The sequence below is a fragment of the Phycicoccus sp. M110.8 genome, from assembly GCF_032464895.1.
GTDB lineage: Bacteria > Actinomycetota > Actinomycetes > Actinomycetales > Dermatophilaceae > Pedococcus.
The window spans coordinates 362,652-380,843 of sequence record NZ_JAWDIC010000002.1; the positions used below are offsets into that span (position 1 = coordinate 362,652).

Consider the following 18,192-nt stretch of genomic DNA (forward strand, 5'->3'; position numbering starts at 1 on the left):
CGCGCCATGTCAGTGCTGGACCGGTGGAGGGAGTTCCGGCGCAGCCAGCGTGCGGCGCTGGAGGCGAGCTACCACTCGCACGTCGAGGAGAGCACCCCTGTCCCGACGGACCTGCTGACCGACGTGCTGCCCGGCCTCCGCCAGCAGCGCGAGGCCGAGGAGGCGGGCACCCCGGACGGCGGCGTGCCGGGCAACGGCGCGGTCCTCGCCGACGGCGTCGGCGCGACGGGGGACGACGCCCCCTCCACGAACCAGCGCTACGGCCGCGCCGGGCGACCCCTCAACCGCCAGTCGCCGTTCTACATGGGGTTCGTCGGCGCCATCGGCGTGCTGGCGGCGCTCCTGCTGTGGCACACGCTCGGACGCCTGGGCACGGTGCTCACCATCCTCGTCATCTCGTTCTTCCTCACCCTCACCCTGAACCCGGTGGTCGAGACGCTCACGCGGCGCGGGGTGAAGCGCGGCGGCGCCGTCGCCATCGTCTTCGCCGGGCTGGTGGTCGTGTTCGCGCTCCTCGGCGTGGTCGTCGTGCCGCCGGTGATCACCCAGGGCGGCCAGCTCATCCAGCAGGCGCCGGACTGGCTCGACCAGATCCTCAAGAGCCGCTGGGTGCAGGACCTCGACAAGCACTACGACCTCGTCGACAAGATCCGCGCCGAGTTCAACAAGAAGATCACCGACAGCGGCTTCCTCAGCTCGGTCTTCGGCGGCGTCCTCGGGGTGGGGGCCGCGGTCGTCAGCGGCATCTTCCAGGCCTTCACGGTCCTGGTGCTGACGCTCTTCCTGCTGGCCTCGCTCCCCCGGGTCAAGCACGCGGCATACGCCGTCGTGCCGGCCTCGCGCCGCGCCCGCGTGATGTCGCTGTCGGAGGAGATCATGCGGCGCACCGGCTCCTACGCCATCGGGCAGATCGCCGTGGCGACCGTGAACGCCGCGTGCTCCTGGATCATGATGACCATCGTCGGGATCCCGTATGCCGCGGTGCTGGCCGTGTCCGTCGGCTTCCTCGGCCTGATCCCCATGGTGGGCGCCACCCTCGGCGCCTCCGTCGTCTGCCTCGTGGCCGTCTTCGACGAGCCGCGCAAGATGTTCATCGCGCTGGCGTACTACGTCATCTACCAGCAGATCGAGAACTACGTCGTCGCACCGCGCATCATGCAGCGCACGGTGTCGGTACCGGGCGCCGTGACGGTCGTGGCGGCCCTGGCGGGCGGCACGCTGCTCGGCGTGCTCGGCGCCCTGCTCGCGATCCCGGTGGCCGCCGGCCTCCTGCTGCTCTACGAAGAGGTGCTCCTCCCCCGCCAACGCCGCCACTGAGGCGTTACCCGCCGGGGCTGCACGCTCGTCTGCGCACAGACGTCGGTACCACTGCGCAGGGAGCGGATCAGCGCGCAGTGGTACGCGGGTCTGTGCGCAGACCTCCGGGGCAGGCCGGCACTCAGGCGGGGTGGACCGGGGGTCGGTGGGCACGACGGCCGGTGAGCTCGTGCCAGCGGACGCGGTGGCCGGTGATGACCAGGGCCCGCCGGTAGACGGCCGCGCCGACCCCGACGAGCAGCACCGCCGTCGCCGCGGTCAGCGCCATCGCCGCGACGAGCTCCCAGCCGGGCACCTCACCGCTGGACCAGCGCACCGGCATCGCCAGCGGGGCGCTCAGCGGGAACAGCGAGATCGCCACGCTCCACCCGCTCGACGGCTGGCCGGTGACGACGATGATGCTGAGCAGGTAGACGATGACCAGCACCGTCGTCACGGGCGCGACGGCCGCGCTCGCCTCGGTCACCTTGTCGACGAGGGCGGCCGCCGCGGCGAACAGGAAGGCGTACACGGCGAACCCGAGCGCGAACCACACCAGCGCCAGGGCGAGGTCGCCACTGGCCACGGGTGGCAGCCCCACGTAGCCCAGGCGGACCGCGACCGCGAGCGGGACGGCGAGCACGAGCACCTGGGCGAGCGTCGCCGCGCCCACCGCCGACACCGTGCCGACCAGCACCTGGCTGGGGCGCAGGACCGCGAGCAGCACCTCGGAGACGCGCGTCGACTTCTCGACCGCGACGGCCGAGGCGATGGCACCGCCCGCGAAGGTGATCGCGAGGTACAGCGCGATGCCCACCCCGTACCCGACCGCCGCCCGCTCGCCGCTGTCGGTGCGACCCACCGTCACCTGCAGGGGCGGGCGCACCGCGGCGACCGACGCGATCTGCGCCGGGGTCAGCCCGGCGGCCCGCAGGCGCGCGGTCGTCTCGACCGACACCACCGCCTGCGCGACGACGGCGGAGAACGTCTGGTCCACCCCCGTCCCGGTGAAGAGGGTGCCGTCCGCGAGGCCCGCCGTCGCGGCACCGTCGCGCACCGCGGTGCGGACGTCGGCGGCGCTGCCCCGCGCGACGTACTCCACCGAGAAGCCCTGGCGGGTGGCGGCCGCCGAGAGCGCGACCCGCAGCGGCGCCGGGGCGGCACCCACGGTCGCGAGGGTGTAGCTCGTGGGCCGGTCGAGGACGAGGTGCGGGACGAGCACCGCGGCGGCCGAGGCCAGGAGCAGCACGGCCGTGATGAGCCGGTATGCCCGCGAGCGCACCGTCTCCAGCAGGCTGCGCTCGGCCACGAGGGCCGTCCCCCGCCACCAGGTCACCGGCCCACCCCCTGCATCGCGCGCTCGCCGCCCACGGCCGCGAGGAAGAGCTCGGACAGGGTCGGCAGCTCGAGCCCGAAGTCGAGGACCGGCCCCCGGGACCGCGCCGCGTCGAGCAGGCGCAACGGGTCGACGCCCGGCGGCACCGTGAGGCGCAGGTCGTCGGCCTCGTCGCTGACCACCCGCACGCCGTCGAAGGCGCGCAGCCAGTCCCGGTCCGGCGACTCGAGCCGCAGCCGCAGCCGGCGCTGTCCCGAGGCGGCGCGCAGGTGCGACACCGACCCGGCGAGGACGGTGCGGCCGTGGTCGACCATGACGATGTCCTCGCAGAGGTCCTGCACGAGGTCGAGCTGGTGGCTGGAGAACAGCACCAGGCAGCCGGCCGCCGCGCGTCGCCGCAGCAGCGCGGACAGCTGCTCGACGGCGACCGGGTCCAGGCCCGCGAACGGCTCGTCGAGCACGATGACCTCGGGGACGTGCGCGAGCGCGGTCGCGAGCTGGAGCCGCTGCTGCATGCCGCCGGACAGGCGGTCCGTGCGCTCGTCCCACCGGTCCCCCAGCTCGAGCTCCCCCAGCAGGTCGCGGGCCCGCTGCGTGGCCTCGCCGCGGGACAGGCCGTGCAGCCGGGCGAAGTGCACCACCTGCGGGCCGGCCGCCATCGCCGGGTAGAGCCCTCGCTCCTGCGGCATGTACCCCCAGCCGCGCCGGTCGTGCACGTCCTCCAGCCGCCGTCCGTCGAGCCACACCCGCCCGCTGTCCGGGACGAGCACCCCGAGCAGGATCCGCATCAGGGTCGTCTTGCCGGCGCCGTTGGGACCCAGCAGCCCGGTCAGGCGTCCCGCGGGCACCTCGCAGCTGACGCCGTCGAGCGCCAACCGCTCCCCGAAGGCGTGCATCACCCCGTCGACCCGCAACCCGTCCGGCACCCGACCACCCTCACGCGGGCTCGCCGCCCCACCACAGGGGCGAACGTCCTACCCGGTGCGACGCCCCGGCGCAGGACGTCAGCGGTAGGAGCCGGTGGCGTGCCGCCGGCCGCGGGCCTCCCAGCACGTGGTGTGCCAGTGGCGCAGGTCGTCCAGAGCGCCCAGGCCGTCGGCGGGCCAGGCGACGACGTGCGGTGTGCCGGTCGGGATCGTCTGCTGGCAACCCGGGCACAGGTACGCGCGGGTCGACCCCTCCCCCGAGACTCGGCGCACGAACCACTCGCCCCCGGCATACGACTCGCGACGCGGGGCACCCCCGACGGCCCGCTGCAGGTTCAGCGGGACGTCGTCGCGGCGACGGCGGTTGGCTCGGGGCACGGTGGCGATTCTCCCAGAGCCGGTCCCCGCGGGTGGCGCCGGCGTCGCCCACGCACCCGCGGGCTGACAGGGTATGCCGTGGGGTCAGGCGTAGGTGCGGAAGCCGCGGCCGGTCTTGCGGCCGAGGTAGCCGGCGGTGACGAGGTGCTCGAGCAGCGGGGCCGGGGCGAAGCCGGGCTCGCGGAACTCGAGGTACAGCTCGCGCTGGATCGCGAGCGACACGTCGAGCCCGACGACGTCGAGCAGCTCGAACGGGCCCATCGGCAGGCCACAGCCAGTCTTCATCGCGGTGTCGATGTCGTCGGCGCTGGCGTAGTTGGCCGACAGCATCTTCACGGCGTCGTTGAGGTACGGGAAGAGCAGCGCGTTGACGATGAAGCCCGAGCGGTCACCGCACGACACCGCGTGCTTTCCGATCTTGGCGCAGAGGTCCTGCACCGTGGCGACGACGTCGGCGTCGGTCGAGACGGTGTGCACGACCTCGACCAGCTTCATCACCTGGGCCGGGTTGAAGAAGTGCATGCCGATGACGTCCTGCGGCCGCTTCGTCGCCGCGGCGAGCTCGACGACCGGGAGGCTCGAGGTGGTCGTCGCGAGGATGGCGCCCGGGCGGGCGATCTCGTCGAGGTTCTCGAACAGCGCCTGCTTGACGGCGAGGTCCTCGACGACGGCCTCGACCACGAGGTCGGCACCGGCGAGCGCGTCGAGGGAGGTCGAGCCGGTGAGCCGGCCGAGTGCCTCGTCGCGGGCCCCCTCCTCGAGCTTGCCGCGCTGCACGGCCTTCTCGAGCGAGCGCGTCACGCCTGCGGTGACGGCGTCGACCTTGGCCTGGCTGCGCGTCACGTAGGTGACGTCGTAACCGGCCTTGGCGAACACCTCGACGATGCCGGTCGCCATGGTGCCGGAGCCGACGACGCCGACGGTGCGCACCGGGCGCAGGGTCGCGCCGGACTCCCCCACCGGACGCGGCGTCAGCGCGTCGTCCACGACCGCGGACGAGCCGGGCTCGGCATACGTGTAGAAGCCACGGCCGCTCTTGCGGCCCTTGAGGCCGGCGCTCACCATCTGCTTGATGATCGGGCTGGGGGCGTGCAGGCGGTCGCGGCCCTGCTTGTACATCGTGTCGAGGATCTCGTAGGCCGTGTCGAGGCCGATGAGGTCCATGAGGGCGAGCGGGCCCATCGGGTAGCCACAGCCGAGCCGCATGGCCGCGTCGATGTCCTCGCGGCTGGCGTAGCGCGACTCGTACATCGAGACGGCGTGGTTGAGGTAGCCGAAGAGCAGCGCGTTGGCGATGAAGCCGGCCTTGTCGCCCACGACGACCGGCTGCTTGCCGAGCCGCTGGGCGAGCGCCTTGACGTCCTCGAAGACCTCGTCCTCGGTGACGACGGTGCGGATGACCTCGACGAACTGCAGCACCGGCGCGGGGTTGAAGAAGTGCATGCCGACGACCCGCTTGGGGTTGCTCGTGGCGACGGCGATCTCGGTGACCGACAGGCTCGAGGTGTTGGTGGCGAGGACGGCGTCCGGGCCGACGACCGCGTCGAGCTTGCCGAACACCTCCTTCTTGAGGTCGAGGTGCTCGGGCACGGCCTCCACGACGAGCTCGCAGTCGGCGAGGTCGTCCATGCTCGAGGTGAAGTGCACGCGCGAGTGCAGCGCGGCCTGGTCCTCGGTCGAGAGCTTGCCGCGGCTGACCGCCCGGCCGGTGGAGTGCTCGAGGACCCCACGGCCCTTCTCCACGGCCGCGTCGTCGACCTCGACCGCGACGACGTCGATGCCGTTGCGCGCGAACACCTCGACGATGCCGGCACCCATGGTGCCGAGACCGATCACTCCGACCTTCGTGAACTTCCGAGCCATGCGGGCGAGTCTCCCAGACGGTGGAGGTGCCCGGGACCCCCGGGCGGCGTGACGGTCGACACCCGCCCGGGCAGCGGCGCCGGAGAGCCGGGTATGCCGCGGGGGCGCCTCAGCGCGGCCGCGTCACCACTCGTGGCCGGCGCCGATGAGGGCCGACTCCATGTGGAAGCGCTGCTCCCGGGACAGGCCGCGGATGGCCGGCGGGACGGGGATGTCGACCGCCCGGCAGTAGTCGCGCAGCGCGTGGTCGTAGGCGAGCCGGGCGGCCATGAGGCGCTCGGCCTTGTTCGGCATGTCCGAGGCCTCGACCCAGCGGATGTGGTTGGCGAGCCGGCCCAGCTCGAGGGCCAGCAGGACCGGCGGGATGGGTTCGCGGCGGGGTCGGCGCGCGGCGACGAACGCCTCGGCCCGGTCCACGACCGGGCGGAGGACGCGGGGTGGCCGCCCGGTCGACAGCCACCGCATCCCAGCTGCGAGCGAGGCGAAGACCAGGGCGAGCCCGGCGACGTTGCCGACGACACTGCGCATCCTGCTCACCTCTGTGGTTCGAGTGTGCGATACCTGTGGCCCGGCACGCAACGGCCTTCACGCACCTGTACCCGGGACGCAGGCCGGGCACCCGTAGAGTGCCTCCTCGTGCGGCTCGTCATTGCGAAGTGCTCGGTGGACTACGAGGGCCGGCTCTCGGCCCACCTGCCCCTGGCCACCCGGCTCCTGCTCGTCAAGGTCGACGGCTCGGTGCTCGTCCACAGCGACGGCGGCTCGTACAAGCCGCTCAACTGGATGTCGCCGCCGTGCGCCATGGCCGAGGTGGGCCCCGAGGAGCACGAGGCCGCCGACGGCGTCAGTGCCGTGTGGGTCGTGCAGCACGCCAAGTCCGAGGACCGGCTCCGCGTGCTGATCCACGAGGTGCTGCACGACTCCTCGCACGACCTCGGCGTCGACCCCGGCCTCATCAAGGACGGCGTCGAGGCGCACCTGCAGAAGCTGCTCGCCGAGCACATCTCGACGCTCGGGGACGGCTGGACCCTGGTGCGCCGCGAGTACATGACGGCCATCGGCCCGGTCGACATCCTGTGCAAGGACGCCCAGGGCCGCTCGGTCGCGGTCGAGATCAAGCGCCGCGGCGACATCGACGGCGTGGAGCAGCTGACCCGCTACCTCGAGCTGATGAACCGCGACCCGCACCTGGCGCCGGTCACCGGCATCTTCGCCGCGCAGGAGATCAAGCCGCAGGCGCGCACGCTGGCCACCGACCGCGGCATCCGCTGCGTGACGCTCGACTACGACGCGCTCAAGGGCATCGACACCAGCGAGCACCGCCTCTTCTAGGCCACACCCACGACCCCGCGTCAGACGACCGAGCGGTCCACCGAGCCCGGCCAGCAGCGGACGGCGAACCCGTCGCCGTCGACGGCGACCTCGGCGATCCCGCAGTTGGGCAGGAACGCCGCCGCCGCGAGGTCGGCGCGCACCGGCCCGTCGATCCGCGGCAGCACGAACGACATCACTCCCCCGTGGCTGAACACGAGCACGGTCTCGCCACGGTGCTGGTCGGCGATCGAGAGCAACGCCTCGCGGTAGCGCGCCACGACCTCGGCGCCGGTCTCACCGCCGGGGATGAACCGCCCGAGGTCGCCGTGCATCCAGGCCCTGAACACGGACATGAGCTCGGGGTCGTCGTGCGGGCGCCCGGCCAACGCTCCCACGGAGAACTCCTCGAGGCCCTCGACGACGACGCTGTCCACGCCGAGCACCTGCGCGGCCAGGGCGCCGGACTCCACGGCGCGCTGGAGGGGGCTGGTGTGCACCCGGGCGACGTTGCGTCCGCGCAGCGACTCCGCGAGCGCGTGGACCTGCTCGCGGCCCCGCTCGCTGAGCCAGCCGCCCTCGTCCGACAGCACCGACGGGTGGCCGTACTCCGCGTCGCCGTGGCGCGCGACGAGCAGCGTCGCCGGGCAGTGCAGGTCGCTCATGCCCCGAGCGTATGCCGCGCGGCTCCCCGCTCGCGCGGCCCTTCCTCAGCGCAGGGCGAGGAGGGTGAGCAGCCGCGCGGCCTCGGCGCGCACGGCCTCGCGCGCGGGCGCCAGGTACTTCCGGGTGTCGACGACGCGCGGGTCGGCGTCGAGCACGCCCCGGACGGCGGCGGTGAAGACGCCCTGCAGGTGCGTGGCGATGTTGACCTTCGTCATCCCGGCGCGCACGGCGTCGACGAGGCCGTCGTCGGCGACGCCGGACGACCCGTGCAGGACCAGCGGCACGGGCACCCGCCCACGGATCGCGCCGATGAGCTCGAGGTCGAGGGCGGCCGTGCGCTCGGTCATCGCGTGCGACGTGCCGACGGCGACCGCGAGCGCGTCCACGCCGGTGTCCTCGACGAACCGTGCGGCGTCGTGCGGGTCCGTGCGGGCACCGGGCGCGTGCACGCCGTCCTTGCCGCCGATCTCGCCGAGCTCGGCCTCGACCGCGACCCCGGCGTCGTGGCACTCGCGCACGACCTGCCGGGTCTCGGCGCGGTTGCGCTCGTCCGGCAGCGTCGAGCCGTCGAACATGACCGACGTGAAGCCCAGCGCCAGGGCCTGCGTGACGAGCTCGCGGGAGGTGGCGTGGTCGAGGTGCAGCACCACCTGGGCCGGCGACTGCTCGGCCAGCGCCCGGGTCGCTGCGGCGAGCGGCGCCAGCGAGCCGTGCCAGCGCACGGTGTTCTCACTGACCTGCAGGACCACCGGCAGGCCGGAGTCCTCGGCGGCACCGACCAGGGCCTCCGCGTGCTCGAGGTGGATGACGTTGAACGCCCCCACGCCGCGCCCGTCCGCCCTGGCCCGCGCCAGCACCTCATCCAGTCCCACCAGCACCTCAGCGCACCTCCGTGCCCTCGACCGTGACCACCGCGCGCAGCCGCGCGACGTCCTGCACCGACACCTCGCCGGCCACCGGGCTCAGGACGGCGGCGGCGGACCACGCGACCGCGTCGGCCAGTACGTCCGGCCAGGCCGACCCGCCGGCCAGCCCCCTCGCGACCGCGGCGACGCAGGCGTCGCCCGCGCCGGTGGGGTTGCCCCGCAGGGGCTCGGGCAGCCGGGCGCGCCGGACCGTGCCCTCGGGCTCGACGAGGACCATGCCGTCGGCGCCGAGCGAGACCAGCACGTGCCGAGCGCCCTGGTCCTGCAGGGCGTTGGCGCCCTCGACCGGGTCCGTGGTGCCGGTCACGGCATACAGCTCGTCGCGGTTGGGCTTGACGACGTCCGGACCGCTGGGCAGGGCGCCGACGAGGGCGTCCTGTGACGTGTCGAGGACGACGCGGGCGCCGGCCGCACGGCCCGCGGAGACGAGCGCCGCGCACCCCTCGCCACCGAAGCCGGGCGGCACGCTGCCGGAGACCACGAGGACAGCGGGGCGGTGCACCCGCAGCAGGCGCTCCACGTGGACGACGAGCGCATCGCGCAGCCCGCTCGGCCAGGGCGAGCCCGGCTCGTTGAAGGCGGTGGCGTCACCGTCCTGCGCCGAGACGACGGTGACGGTCCGGCGCGTCGGCAGCTCGCCCGCCAGCAGGTCGTGGCGGATCCCCCGGCGGTCGAGGTCGCCGCGCAGCTCGTCACCGGACGCACCGCCGACGACTCCCGTGACGAGGACGGGCTCACCCAGCAGGGCCAGGACGGAGGCGACGTTGACCCCCTTGCCGCCGGCGCGCTCGCGGACCTGCCGCACGCGGTGGCTCGCGTGCGGCACGAGCCGGTCGACGTCGTACGTCACGTCCAGGGCCGGGTTGGGGGTGACGGTGAGGATCACGTGAGGTCCCAGGCCAGGCAGGCCGCGCCCAGGCACCCGGCGCGCTCGCCCAGCCGCGCCCGCTCGATGTGCGGCTCGCGCTGGAAGGTGAGCGACGCCCGGACCGCCTCGCGCAGGGGGGCCAGCAGCGTCTCCCCGCTCTGCGCCAGCCCTCCCCCGACGAGGATGTGGTCGATGCCGGTGGCGGTCGTCATCATCACCAGGATGCGGGCCAGGGCGGCCACCGCGTGGTCCCAGACCGCGACGGCGTCGGCGTCACCGGCGCGCACCAGGGCAGCGACCGCCTCGGCGTCGTGCGGCACCCCGCCCCGCCCGGCGGTGCGCGCGGCATACGCCCGCGCGATGGCGGACGCGGACGCCACGGTCTCCAGGCAGCCGCGCTGGCCGCAGGGGCAGGGCAGGCCCTCGGGCTCCACGACGACGTGGCCGATCTCGCCGGCCCAGCCGTCGGCGGCCACGACGTGGCCGTCGAGCATGAGGGCTCCCGCGATCCCGGTGCCGAGGGGGATGAAGAGCACGTTGCGCGAGCCGGCCGCGGCACCCCAGGCGACCTCGGCCCGCAGGCCGGCGCGCACGTCGTGGCCGAGCGCCACGGGCACGCCCAGGAGCTCGGACAGGGGCCCGGTGACGGGCAGGTCGCGCCAGCCGAGGTTCGACGCCCAGACCGCGACGCCCCGCCCGTCGTCGACGATGCCGGGGACGACGACGCCGGCCGCGACGACCTCGGGCGCGTCGACCTCGGGCGCGTCGACGGTGGGGGCGTCGACGGTGGAGGACTCGGGTCCGGCCCCCTCTGTCAGGTCACGGGCGGCATCCCGGAGCTCGGCCACGGTGTCGGCGACGGCCCGCACGAGCGCGCCGGGCACGTCGAGCGCCGAGGGTGTCGGCCGGGTGAGGGTCACCACCTCGCGGCCGTCCCGGTCCACGAGGGCGGCCTTCATCCGGGTGCCGCCGACGTCGACGGCGGCCACGACGGCGGTCACCGCTCAGACCACCTCCACCGTCACGCCCGCCGCGCGCAGGTCGGCGACGGCAGCGGGGTCGGCGGTGTCGTCGGTGACGACCGTCTCGATCCGCGAGGGCAGGCAGATGCGGGCGAAGGCCCGGGCCCCGATCTTGGCCCCGGTCGCCACGACGACGACGCGGTCGGCGCGCTCGACCATGAGCGCGTTGATCCCCGCCTCGCCCTCGTGGTGGCACATCGCCCCGGCACCACCGGAGACCGCGTCGACACCGAGCACGACGGTGTCGAGCCACAGCTCGTTGAGCACCATGGTGGCGAGCGGTCCGGACAGCTCGTAGGACTCGGGCCGGGCCACCCCGCCGAGGGACACGCAGCGCACGAAGGGCCGCAGGACCATCTCGGTGGCGATGTTGAGGGCGTTGGTCACGACGGTGATGGCCGGACGGGTGGAGGACATCGCCAGGTCGGACCGGGCAGCGAGGCGGCGGGCGACGGCGCTGGTCGTCGTGCCGCCGTTGAAGCCGACCACGGTGCCGTCCCGGACCAGGTCCGCCGCGTGGGCGGCGATCCGCTCCTTGGCGTCGTCGGCGCCGGCCTGCTTGTAGCGCGCCGGCAGGTCGTAGGCGACGGCCGTGGCCACGATGCCGCCGTGCGTGCGGGTCACGAGCTGCTGGGCGGCGAGGTCGCTGAAGTCGCGGCGCACGGTGGCCTCAGAGACGCCCAGGACGTCGACGACCTCGCCGACGCTGAGCCGACCGCGCTCGGCGAGCAGGCCGAGCAGCGCGCTCCACCGGGCACCCCGGTCGAGGGACTTCGCCGCGCCGTTGGCCACACCTGCTCCCTTCACGAAGCCCTGATCGTTTTGTTTCGTTTGTCGGGTAATTCACTCACGAACAGGCGACCCTGCCGCACACCTTGGCGCGCAGGCCTCCTCGGCGTCAAGCGGATCCGCACGCACCTGCGCGCACAAGGACCGAACGGACTGATCGGGACGAGCTGCGCTTGACTGATCGAATCTGATTGCCCGAGACTCTGAGCAGTCTAAATCACTCAGGCCAGGCGAAGGAGCCCCCACCCATGACCGAGCACGCCAGCCACCTCGCCGCCGAGATCGCCAGCCAGCCCGACGACTGGGTGGCCGTCCTGGGGCGCCTCGACGAGGCCCGGGCAGCCCTGCCCGCCCCCGGCGAGCGCGTCGCCGTCGTCGGCTGCGGCACCAGCTACTACATGGCGCAGGCGTACGCCGTCCTGCGCGAGGCGGCCGGCCACGGCCACACCGAGGCCCACGCTGCCAGCGAGTTCCCCACCACGCGCACCTTCGACCGGGTGGTGGCGATCTCCCGCTCCGGCACGACGACCGAGGTGGTCGAGCTCGTCGGCCGGCTCGCCGAGCAGGGCCGGCCCACGACCGCGATCGTGGCCACCGCCGGCACGCCGATCCCGGACCTCGCCGAGCGCACCCTGCTGCTGCCCGAGGTCGACGAGCAGTCGGTCGTGCAGACCCGCTTCGCCACGACGACGCTCGCCCTGCTGCGCGCGACCCTGGGCGAGGACGTCACCGCGATCGCCGAGCAGGCGCGCGCGGTGCTCGCCGAGGACGAGGCGGCCGCCCTGGCCGGCGTGGCCGACGCCGAGCAGCTCACCTTCCTCGGCCGCGGCTGGACCGTCGGTCTGGCACAGGAGGCGGCGCTGAAGCTGCGCGAGTCGGCACAGTTCTGGACCGAGGCGTACCCCGCGATGGAGTACCGCCACGGCCCGATCAGCATCGCCACCCCGGGCCGCGCCACGTGGGCGTTCGGCGAGGTGCCGAGCGGCCTGGCCGAGGACGTGCGCGCGACCGGCGCCTGGTTCGAGCACCGCGACATCGACCCGCTCGCGGACCTCGTGCGGCTGCACCGCCTGTGCCTGGTCAAGGCGCGACTCGCCGGGGTCGACCCGGATCGCCCCCGCCACCTCACCCGGTCCATCATCCTGTCGTGACCTCGACGCCTGCCGACACCACCGTCCTGCTCCACGGCCGCACCGTCCTGCCCGACCGGGTGGTGGCCGACGGTGCCGTGGTCGTCGACGGCGGCACCATCGCGTATGCCGGTGAGCGCGCCGGGGTGCCGGCGCAGTGGGCGCAGGCGCCCACACCGCCCGGCTGGGAGCCGGGCGCGACGATCCTGCCCGGCCTCGTCGACGTGCACTGCCACGGCGGCGCGGGCGGGGAGTTCGGCACCGACGCCGGCTCGGCCACGCGGGCGGTGGCTCGCCACCACCGGGCCGGCAGCACCTCCGTCGTCGGCTCGCTCGTCTCCGCGCCGCAGGACGTCCTGCTCGCCGGCATCGCGACGCTGGTCCCCCTCGCCGAGGCGGGCGAGCTCGCCGGCATCCACCTCGAGGGCCCGTTCCTGTCGGTCGACCGCTGCGGCGCGCAGAACCCGGACGCCCTGACCGACCCCGACTCCGGCTTCGTCGAGCAGGTCGCCGCGGCGGCCGGCCCGTGGTTCGCGCACATGACGTACGCGCCGGAGCGCGCGGGCGCCGACGAGCTGCCCGCGCGGCTCGCCGCTGCCGGGGCCCTCGCGGCCGTCGGGCACACCGACGCCCCGTGGGAGGTGGCAGCCCGGGCCCTGGAGCGGGTGCGGGCGGCCGGGGCGAGGGGCGGTCGACCGCTGGTGACACATCTCTTCAACGGCATGCCGCCCCTGCACCACCGCACCCCCGGGCCGGTCGCCGCCGCGCTCGCGGCCGCCGCGCGGGGCGAGGCCGTCGTCGAGGTCATCGCCGACGGCGTGCACCTCGCGGCGGGCACCGTGCGCATGGTGTTCGACACGGTGGGGGCGGCGAACATCGCGCTCGTCAGCGACTCGATGTCCGCCGGCGGCCTGTCCGACGGCGAGTACACCCTCGGCGGCCAGGCCGTCCGGGTCGTGGGCCGCGAGGCCAGGCTGGTCAAGGACGGCTCACTGGCCGGCGGTGTCTCCACGCTGCTGGAGCAGGTGCGCTGGTGCGTGCAGGACCTAGGCCTCGACCTCCTCGACGCCGTGACGGCGGCGAGCCGGACGCCTGCCGCCGCGCTCTCGCTCGAGGGTGTCGGCAGCCTGGCGGCCGGGCAGCGGGCCGACCTGCTCGTCGTCGACGACGCCCTGTCGCTGCGCCGCGTGCTGCGCCGCGGCTCCTGGCTCGGCTGACACCCCTGGCCGGCGGCGCCCGGGCGCGGCGCCGACCGTGACGGCCGAGCGCAGGCCCGGCGCGGCGCCGCCCCTGGCGGCCGGGCGGGAGCCCTCAGGCCGGCACACCTGCGAACGGGACCGGGGCCCCCGCCGGGCGGCGGGGACCCCGGTGTCGTGCGCCTGCGCGCTCAGCGCACGGTGATGGTGACCACCGTGGAGGTGGCCGGGGCGTAGTTGTACGAGCCGTTGTAGACCGCGGTCACCCGGTGGGTCCCCCGCGCCAGCTTCGGCAGGCGGTAGACGGTCTTGCCGCTGCGGACGGCGCCGGTCCACAGCACCCGGCTGCCGTCCTTGAAGGTCACCGTCCCGGTCGCCCAGGAGGGCGTCACCGTGGCCGTCATGAGCGGCGGCCGGTACCCGTAGGCGTACCGGGTGTAGCTCGCCTTCAGCGTCGCGTGGCTCGCGAGTCCCTTGACCGTGACCTTGACCGTCCCCGAGGAGCTGCCCACCGTGACGGCGTCGCCGTTGTACGTCGCCGTCATCGAGTGGGTCCCGCGGGTCTGTCCGGACGCCGTGTACACCGCCTTGCCGCTCGTGACCGTGACGGTCCTGACGGCGCGGCCGTTGTCCCTGAACGTCACCGTGCCGGTGGACGTCGCCGGGAAGAGGGTCGCGGTGTAGGTCGGCTTGCCGCCGTAGGTGTACGACGTCGTGGAGGCGTACAGCCGCGTCGCCGACGCGACCTTGACCCCCACGACCTGCGCCCGGTTGCCGTCGGTGTTCGTGTGGTGCACCAGCAGCAGGCCCGCGGGCTTGTCCGACGCGATGGTGGCCTGGTCGCGCCTGACGTGCAGGACCCCGCCCGGCAGGTCGGTGCTCGCGAGCGTGAGGTAGTCGCCGTACGCCGCGAGGGCCGGGGACCCGATGGACAGGGTCATCGGCGCCGAGCTCGACCCGACCGCGTCGACGCCACCCGCCTCCGCGGTGGACGACTCGACCCAGTAGCGCAACCTGGCCGACGGGCCCGAGACGAGGCCGGCGTCCTGGAGCGCAGCCACCGACACCGGCAGCGCGAGCGAGTCGCTGTTGAAGAGGTTCGTGTCGAACGACCCGTCCCACCCGTTCAGGAGCTCCTGGTCGACGAGCTCCCACTTCGACGGGTCGGCGTTGCGGATGTCCACGGTCTCGGCGATGAAGTAGTCGTAGTCGTCCGTCGTCGTCACCCGGGTGTTGTAGGTGACCGCGTCGGGCTTCCCGTCAGCATTGGCGTCGATCCACACGTCGAACTCGGTGTAGGAGGCCGGCGTGCGCCACGGTCCCCAGCTGCTGATCCCGAACGACACGAGCCCGTTGGCCATCGCCGACGTGGCGTCGGGGTAGGCCGGCAGGTCCGAGGCGCTGCCGACGTACCTGAGGTCGGCGGAGCGGTCGTCGGCCAGGGCGACGCACCCGGGGGGCAGGCCGGTCGAGCAGGCCGGCAGCTTCGCGCTGCTGCCCTGGAGCTGGAAGGTCGAGACGCTGGAGAGGTAGTCCGTGCTGCTGACGGCCGTCTCGTCGCCCACGCCCGTGCCGGTGAGCCGCAGCGACCCGGACTTCAGGCCGGTCGGGCCGGACACCACGGCCGTGCCCGCCGCGGACATCGTCGAGGCCGGCCGCGGTGCGGACCACACCGGCACGCGCAGGGCGCCCGGGGTGGTGTCGCCCACCGGTGTCAGGACCATGCGCCCGCTGGCGTCCGCCCGGTAGCTGCGCTTGATCCCCAGTCCCAGCGGGTCGCTGCTGGTCGTCGGGTCCGGCACCGCCCGCAGCTGCGAGCGCGTGATGGTGGCGGTGACCGTGACGTCGGCCGAGCCGCCGGCTGGGACGCTGACCTGGGTCGGGCTGAACGTGTACGTCACGCCCGGCGTCGGGTGCGCCGGCTGGTAGGCGATCGTGTATGCCGCGGTGCCGGTGGACGCCTTGTTCTCGACCCGGACCGTCTTGCGCAGCGTGGTGGTGGGGGCGGTCACCGCAACCGGGCCGAAGGAGACCCCGACCGCGCCGGGGGTGTCCTCGACGTACGCGAGGGTGGTCGTGTCGACCGCGCCGGCGACCTGGACCCGGCCCGAGCCGACCCGCTCCGGACCGTACGAGGCGCCCACGTGGTTCGGGCCGACGTAGACGTCCTGGGTCGCGGTGTTCATGATCGCGGCCTTGACCTCCTCGACCGACCACGTCGGGTGGGAGGCGCGCACGAGGGCGGCCTCACCCGCCACGTGCGGCGAGGCCATGGAGGTGCCGCTCTCGGCGATGCCCTCGTTGCCGGTGCCGACGGCGACCGAGAAGGTCGTAACGCCGGGCGCGGCGACGTCGGGCTTGACCGTTCCGGCGACGCCGATGCCCCGGGAGGAGAACCCGGCGAGCTGGTCGACCGCGCCCTTGTCCACGACGGTGACGGCGTTGCGCAGGGCGTTGGTCATGGTGACGGTGACGGGGGTCGAGGCGTCGAGGGCGGCCTTGATGGCCTTGGTCGCCTGGTTGACCGTCAGCATGGCCGGGATGCCCTTGGCGCCGAGCACGCCGGCCGAGAACGAGTTGACGTCGCTGCCGAAGATGACCCCGGCGGCGCCGGCGTCGAGAAGGTTCTGCGACCGCCCGGCCGAGCCGCAGCGCCGGCCGGTGCCGTCGTACCACTTGGTGAGGACGACCTTGCCCGCGACCTTCGCGGCGTCGGCGGAGGACAGGACGGTGCAGGCGTCGGAGTTGTTCGTGTCCGTCTCCGGCTGGGTCCAGTCCCCGAGGGTGACGACGGCCGTGTCCGTCACGCCCGGCCCCTTCACCCAGTCGTAGCTCGTGGACTTGAGCGCGGCGAAGACGTCGTCCTGCGTGCCGTCGACGGTGTCGGCCGGCTCGATGCCGGTCGGGCTGTCGACCTTGAGGCCGTCGACGACGTCGTTGCCGTCGTCGCTGGCGGCCACGGCGAGCACGCGGGTCGCGTTGCCCGGCGCGCCGCCGACCTCGTAGACGTCGCCGCTGTTGCCCATCGAGGCCACGACCACCGTGCCGAGGGCGGCGAGGGCGTTGGACGCGACGGCGTCGGGGTCGTCCGGCGAGCCGTAGCTCGAGCCGAGCGACATGTTGACGACGTCGAGGTGGTCGGAGACGTCACCGTCGCCGTTCGGGTCGGCCGCCCACTCCAGGGCCTGCCCCACGAGGTTGGTGTCTCCGTCGCAGCCGAAGACCTTGAGGGCGTAGAGCTTGGCGCCGGGAGCCACGCCCGGGCCGATGCTGACGTCCGACGGCGCGATGTCCTTGTCGTAGCCGCCGGCCCACGTCTGGCCGTCCTTGCCGACACCGAGACCGGCGGTCGTGCCCGCGACGTGGGAGCCGTGGCCCTCGCAGTCGAGCGGGTTGTCGTCGGGCACCGGGGTGTCGACGCCCTCGCTGGGGTTGTACGCGTCGCCGGCGAAGTCGTACCCGCCGACGACCTTGGCGGTCGGGGTGAACGTGTTCGTGGCCTTGGCGGCGTCGAAGGCTGCCGTGGTGCCCGGGCCGCCGAAGTCGGCGTGGGTGTAGTCGATGCCGGTGTCGATGATGCCGATGCGGACGCCCTGACCCGTCTGGCCGTTCGCGTGCCAGACCTGCGGCGCCCCGATGAGCGGCACCGAGGAGGAGTTGGAGGGCTGCTTGGGCACGATCCGGTGCACCGCCTTGACCCCGGGCAGGGCGGCGAGGGCCCGCAGCCGGCTGGCGTCGGTGCGGACCGCGACACCGGAGTACAGCGCGTGGCTGCGGTACAGCGTGCGCGCCCGCGTGGCGGAGCGACCGAAGGCCGCCTCGACGCCGCGCTGGGCGCGGCGGACGGTGAGCGTCTGGGCCCGCGCGGCGCCCTTGGCAGCGGCGATGCCGCGGGGCCGTGCGGAGAGGTATGCCGACGTGGCCGAGCGGGCGTCGAGCTCGATCATGACGTCGACGGCGCCCTTGGCACCGGCGAGCGAGCGGTCGACCTTCTCGCCGGCGCTGCGCTGGGTCCCGAGGCGGAACGACCCCGCCGAGGTGGTCCCGGCCGGCACCGAGGCACGCGTGCGGTGCTCGGGCTTCGAGGCGGCCGCAGCGGCCGGGGCCGGAGAGGCGGCCGCAGGGGCCGCCCCGCCGAGTGCGGCGGCGGCGACCAGGGCGAGGGCGGTGGTGCCGACGGCAGCCACGTGGCCCCGACGGTGGCGTGCCCGGGACGGCATCGACACGAAGGTCTCCTTGCGCGCGGCAGCCGACCATCCTCCGGCCTGCCCCGGGGTCGTGGAGGGCACACGCCTCCACTGGTTTCACCACGCCGCGGGCAACCTAGTCGAGCAGGCGTGCTCCGGGCGCCGTTTTGACCAAGTGCTGACCGGATCGTGTCGAGACCGCCACCCGGGCCCCCCCCCCCCCCCCCCCCCCCCCCCCCCCCCCCCCGCCCCCCCCCCCCCCCCCCCCCCCCCCCCCCCCCCCCCCCCCCCCCCCCCC

The 18,192-nt window shown here is 74.2% G+C and carries 15 protein-coding genes; 4 read left to right on the forward strand and 11 right to left on the reverse strand.

Translation table 11 applies throughout. The annotated features are described in order from the left end of the window. Positions 1 to 6 precede the first annotated feature (6 nt). Positions 7 to 1,317, forward strand: a complete 1,311-nt coding sequence (locus RKE38_RS13225) for an AI-2E family transporter (protein WP_316007950.1) — start codon at positions 7 to 9, stop codon at positions 1,315 to 1,317. Between the two features lie 121 nt (positions 1,318 to 1,438). On the opposite strand, the gene RKE38_RS13230 is transcribed toward RKE38_RS13225, so the two are convergent. From RKE38_RS13230 to RKE38_RS13250, 5 genes are all read right to left on the reverse strand, one after another. Then, the gene (locus tag RKE38_RS13230) at positions 1,439 to 2,632 is read right to left on the reverse strand and encodes an ABC transporter permease (protein WP_316007951.1); all 1,194 of its coding nucleotides are present in this window, start codon (positions 2,630 to 2,632) and stop codon (positions 1,439 to 1,441) included. Then, complete coding sequence (locus RKE38_RS13235) at positions 2,629 to 3,558, reverse strand: ABC transporter ATP-binding protein (RefSeq protein WP_316007952.1); 930 nt, start codon at positions 3,556 to 3,558, stop codon at positions 2,629 to 2,631. The genes RKE38_RS13230 and RKE38_RS13235 overlap by 4 nt, the downstream gene beginning before the upstream one ends. Positions 3,559 to 3,636: 78 nt before the next feature. Next, positions 3,637 to 3,936 (reverse strand): hypothetical protein, encoded by a 300-nt coding sequence (locus tag RKE38_RS13240; RefSeq protein ID WP_316007953.1) that lies wholly within the window; start codon positions 3,934 to 3,936, stop codon positions 3,637 to 3,639. Between the two features lie 84 nt (positions 3,937 to 4,020). After that, on the reverse strand, positions 4,021 to 5,799 hold the full coding sequence (locus RKE38_RS13245; RefSeq protein WP_316007954.1) for a 3-hydroxybutyryl-CoA dehydrogenase: 1,779 nt from the start codon (positions 5,797 to 5,799) through the stop codon (positions 4,021 to 4,023). A 123-nt stretch (positions 5,800 to 5,922) separates the two neighbouring features. After that, the gene (locus RKE38_RS13250; protein ID WP_316007955.1) at positions 5,923 to 6,327 is read right to left on the reverse strand and encodes a hypothetical protein; all 405 of its coding nucleotides are present in this window, start codon (positions 6,325 to 6,327) and stop codon (positions 5,923 to 5,925) included. A gap of 108 nt (positions 6,328 to 6,435) precedes the next feature. Here RKE38_RS13250 and nucS point away from each other — a divergent pair, with 108 nt between their 5' ends. Beyond that, on the forward strand, positions 6,436 to 7,131 hold the full coding sequence (gene nucS, locus RKE38_RS13255) for an endonuclease NucS (protein ID WP_316007956.1): 696 nt from the start codon (positions 6,436 to 6,438) through the stop codon (positions 7,129 to 7,131). A gap of 20 nt (positions 7,132 to 7,151) precedes the next feature. Here nucS and RKE38_RS13260 read toward each other — a convergent pair whose 3' ends face one another. Genes RKE38_RS13260 through RKE38_RS13280 form a run of 5 tightly spaced genes read right to left on the reverse strand, consistent with a single transcriptional unit; the run spans position 7,152 to position 11,399 of the window. Continuing rightward, positions 7,152 to 7,775 (reverse strand): histidine phosphatase family protein, encoded by a 624-nt coding sequence (locus RKE38_RS13260; protein WP_316007957.1) that lies wholly within the window; start codon positions 7,773 to 7,775, stop codon positions 7,152 to 7,154. A 45-nt stretch (positions 7,776 to 7,820) separates the two neighbouring features. Continuing rightward, complete coding sequence (locus RKE38_RS13265) at positions 7,821 to 8,654, reverse strand: class II fructose-bisphosphate aldolase (protein WP_316007958.1); 834 nt, start codon at positions 8,652 to 8,654, stop codon at positions 7,821 to 7,823. 1 nt (position 8,655) lies between these two features. Then, positions 8,656 to 9,588, reverse strand: coding sequence for a hexose kinase (locus RKE38_RS13270; RefSeq protein WP_316007959.1), 933 nt, complete (start codon positions 9,586 to 9,588; stop codon positions 8,656 to 8,658). After that, entirely contained in the window at positions 9,585 to 10,571 is a 987-nt protein-coding gene (locus tag RKE38_RS13275) for an ROK family protein (RefSeq protein WP_316007960.1), read from the reverse strand. The genes RKE38_RS13270 and RKE38_RS13275 overlap by 4 nt, the downstream gene beginning before the upstream one ends. Before the next feature lie 3 nt (positions 10,572 to 10,574). Continuing rightward, entirely contained in the window at positions 10,575 to 11,399 is an 825-nt protein-coding gene (locus tag RKE38_RS13280; RefSeq protein ID WP_316007961.1) for a DeoR/GlpR family DNA-binding transcription regulator, read from the reverse strand. A 230-nt stretch (positions 11,400 to 11,629) separates the two neighbouring features. Here RKE38_RS13280 and RKE38_RS13285 point away from each other — a divergent pair, with 230 nt between their 5' ends. Together RKE38_RS13285 and RKE38_RS13290 are read left to right on the forward strand one after the other, a co-directional pair. Then, entirely contained in the window at positions 11,630 to 12,532 is a 903-nt protein-coding gene (locus RKE38_RS13285) for an SIS domain-containing protein (protein ID WP_316007962.1), read from the forward strand. Then, the gene (locus RKE38_RS13290) at positions 12,529 to 13,728 is read left to right on the forward strand and encodes an N-acetylglucosamine-6-phosphate deacetylase (RefSeq protein ID WP_316007963.1); all 1,200 of its coding nucleotides are present in this window, start codon (positions 12,529 to 12,531) and stop codon (positions 13,726 to 13,728) included. The genes RKE38_RS13285 and RKE38_RS13290 overlap by 4 nt, the downstream gene beginning before the upstream one ends. Positions 13,729 to 13,898: 170 nt before the next feature. On the opposite strand, the gene RKE38_RS13295 is transcribed toward RKE38_RS13290, so the two are convergent. Continuing rightward, positions 13,899 to 17,927 carry a S8 family serine peptidase gene (locus RKE38_RS13295; RefSeq protein WP_316007969.1) on the reverse strand — a complete coding sequence of 1,343 codons (4,029 nt, stop codon included), beginning with the start codon at positions 17,925 to 17,927 and terminating at the stop codon, positions 13,899 to 13,901. Positions 17,928 to 18,192 lie beyond the last annotated feature (265 nt).

Bases quoted from the DNA above. Each gene is read 5' to 3' on its own strand.
- RKE38_RS13225 (WP_316007950.1), top strand. From the start codon at position 7: ATGTCAGTGCTGGACCGGTGGAGGGAGTTCCGGCGCAGCCAGCGTGCG.
- RKE38_RS13245 (WP_316007954.1), bottom strand. From the start codon at position 5,799: ATGGCTCGGAAGTTCACGAAGGTCGGAGTGATCGGTCTCGGCACCATG.
- RKE38_RS13250 (WP_316007955.1), bottom strand. From the start codon at position 6,327: ATGCGCAGTGTCGTCGGCAACGTCGCCGGGCTCGCCCTGGTCTTCGCC.
- RKE38_RS13260 (WP_316007957.1), bottom strand. From the start codon at position 7,775: ATGAGCGACCTGCACTGCCCGGCGACGCTGCTCGTCGCGCGCCACGGC.
- RKE38_RS13285 (WP_316007962.1), top strand. From the start codon at position 11,630: ATGACCGAGCACGCCAGCCACCTCGCCGCCGAGATCGCCAGCCAGCCC.
- RKE38_RS13295 (WP_316007969.1), bottom strand. From the start codon at position 17,927: ATGCCGTCCCGGGCACGCCACCGTCGGGGCCACGTGGCTGCCGTCGGC.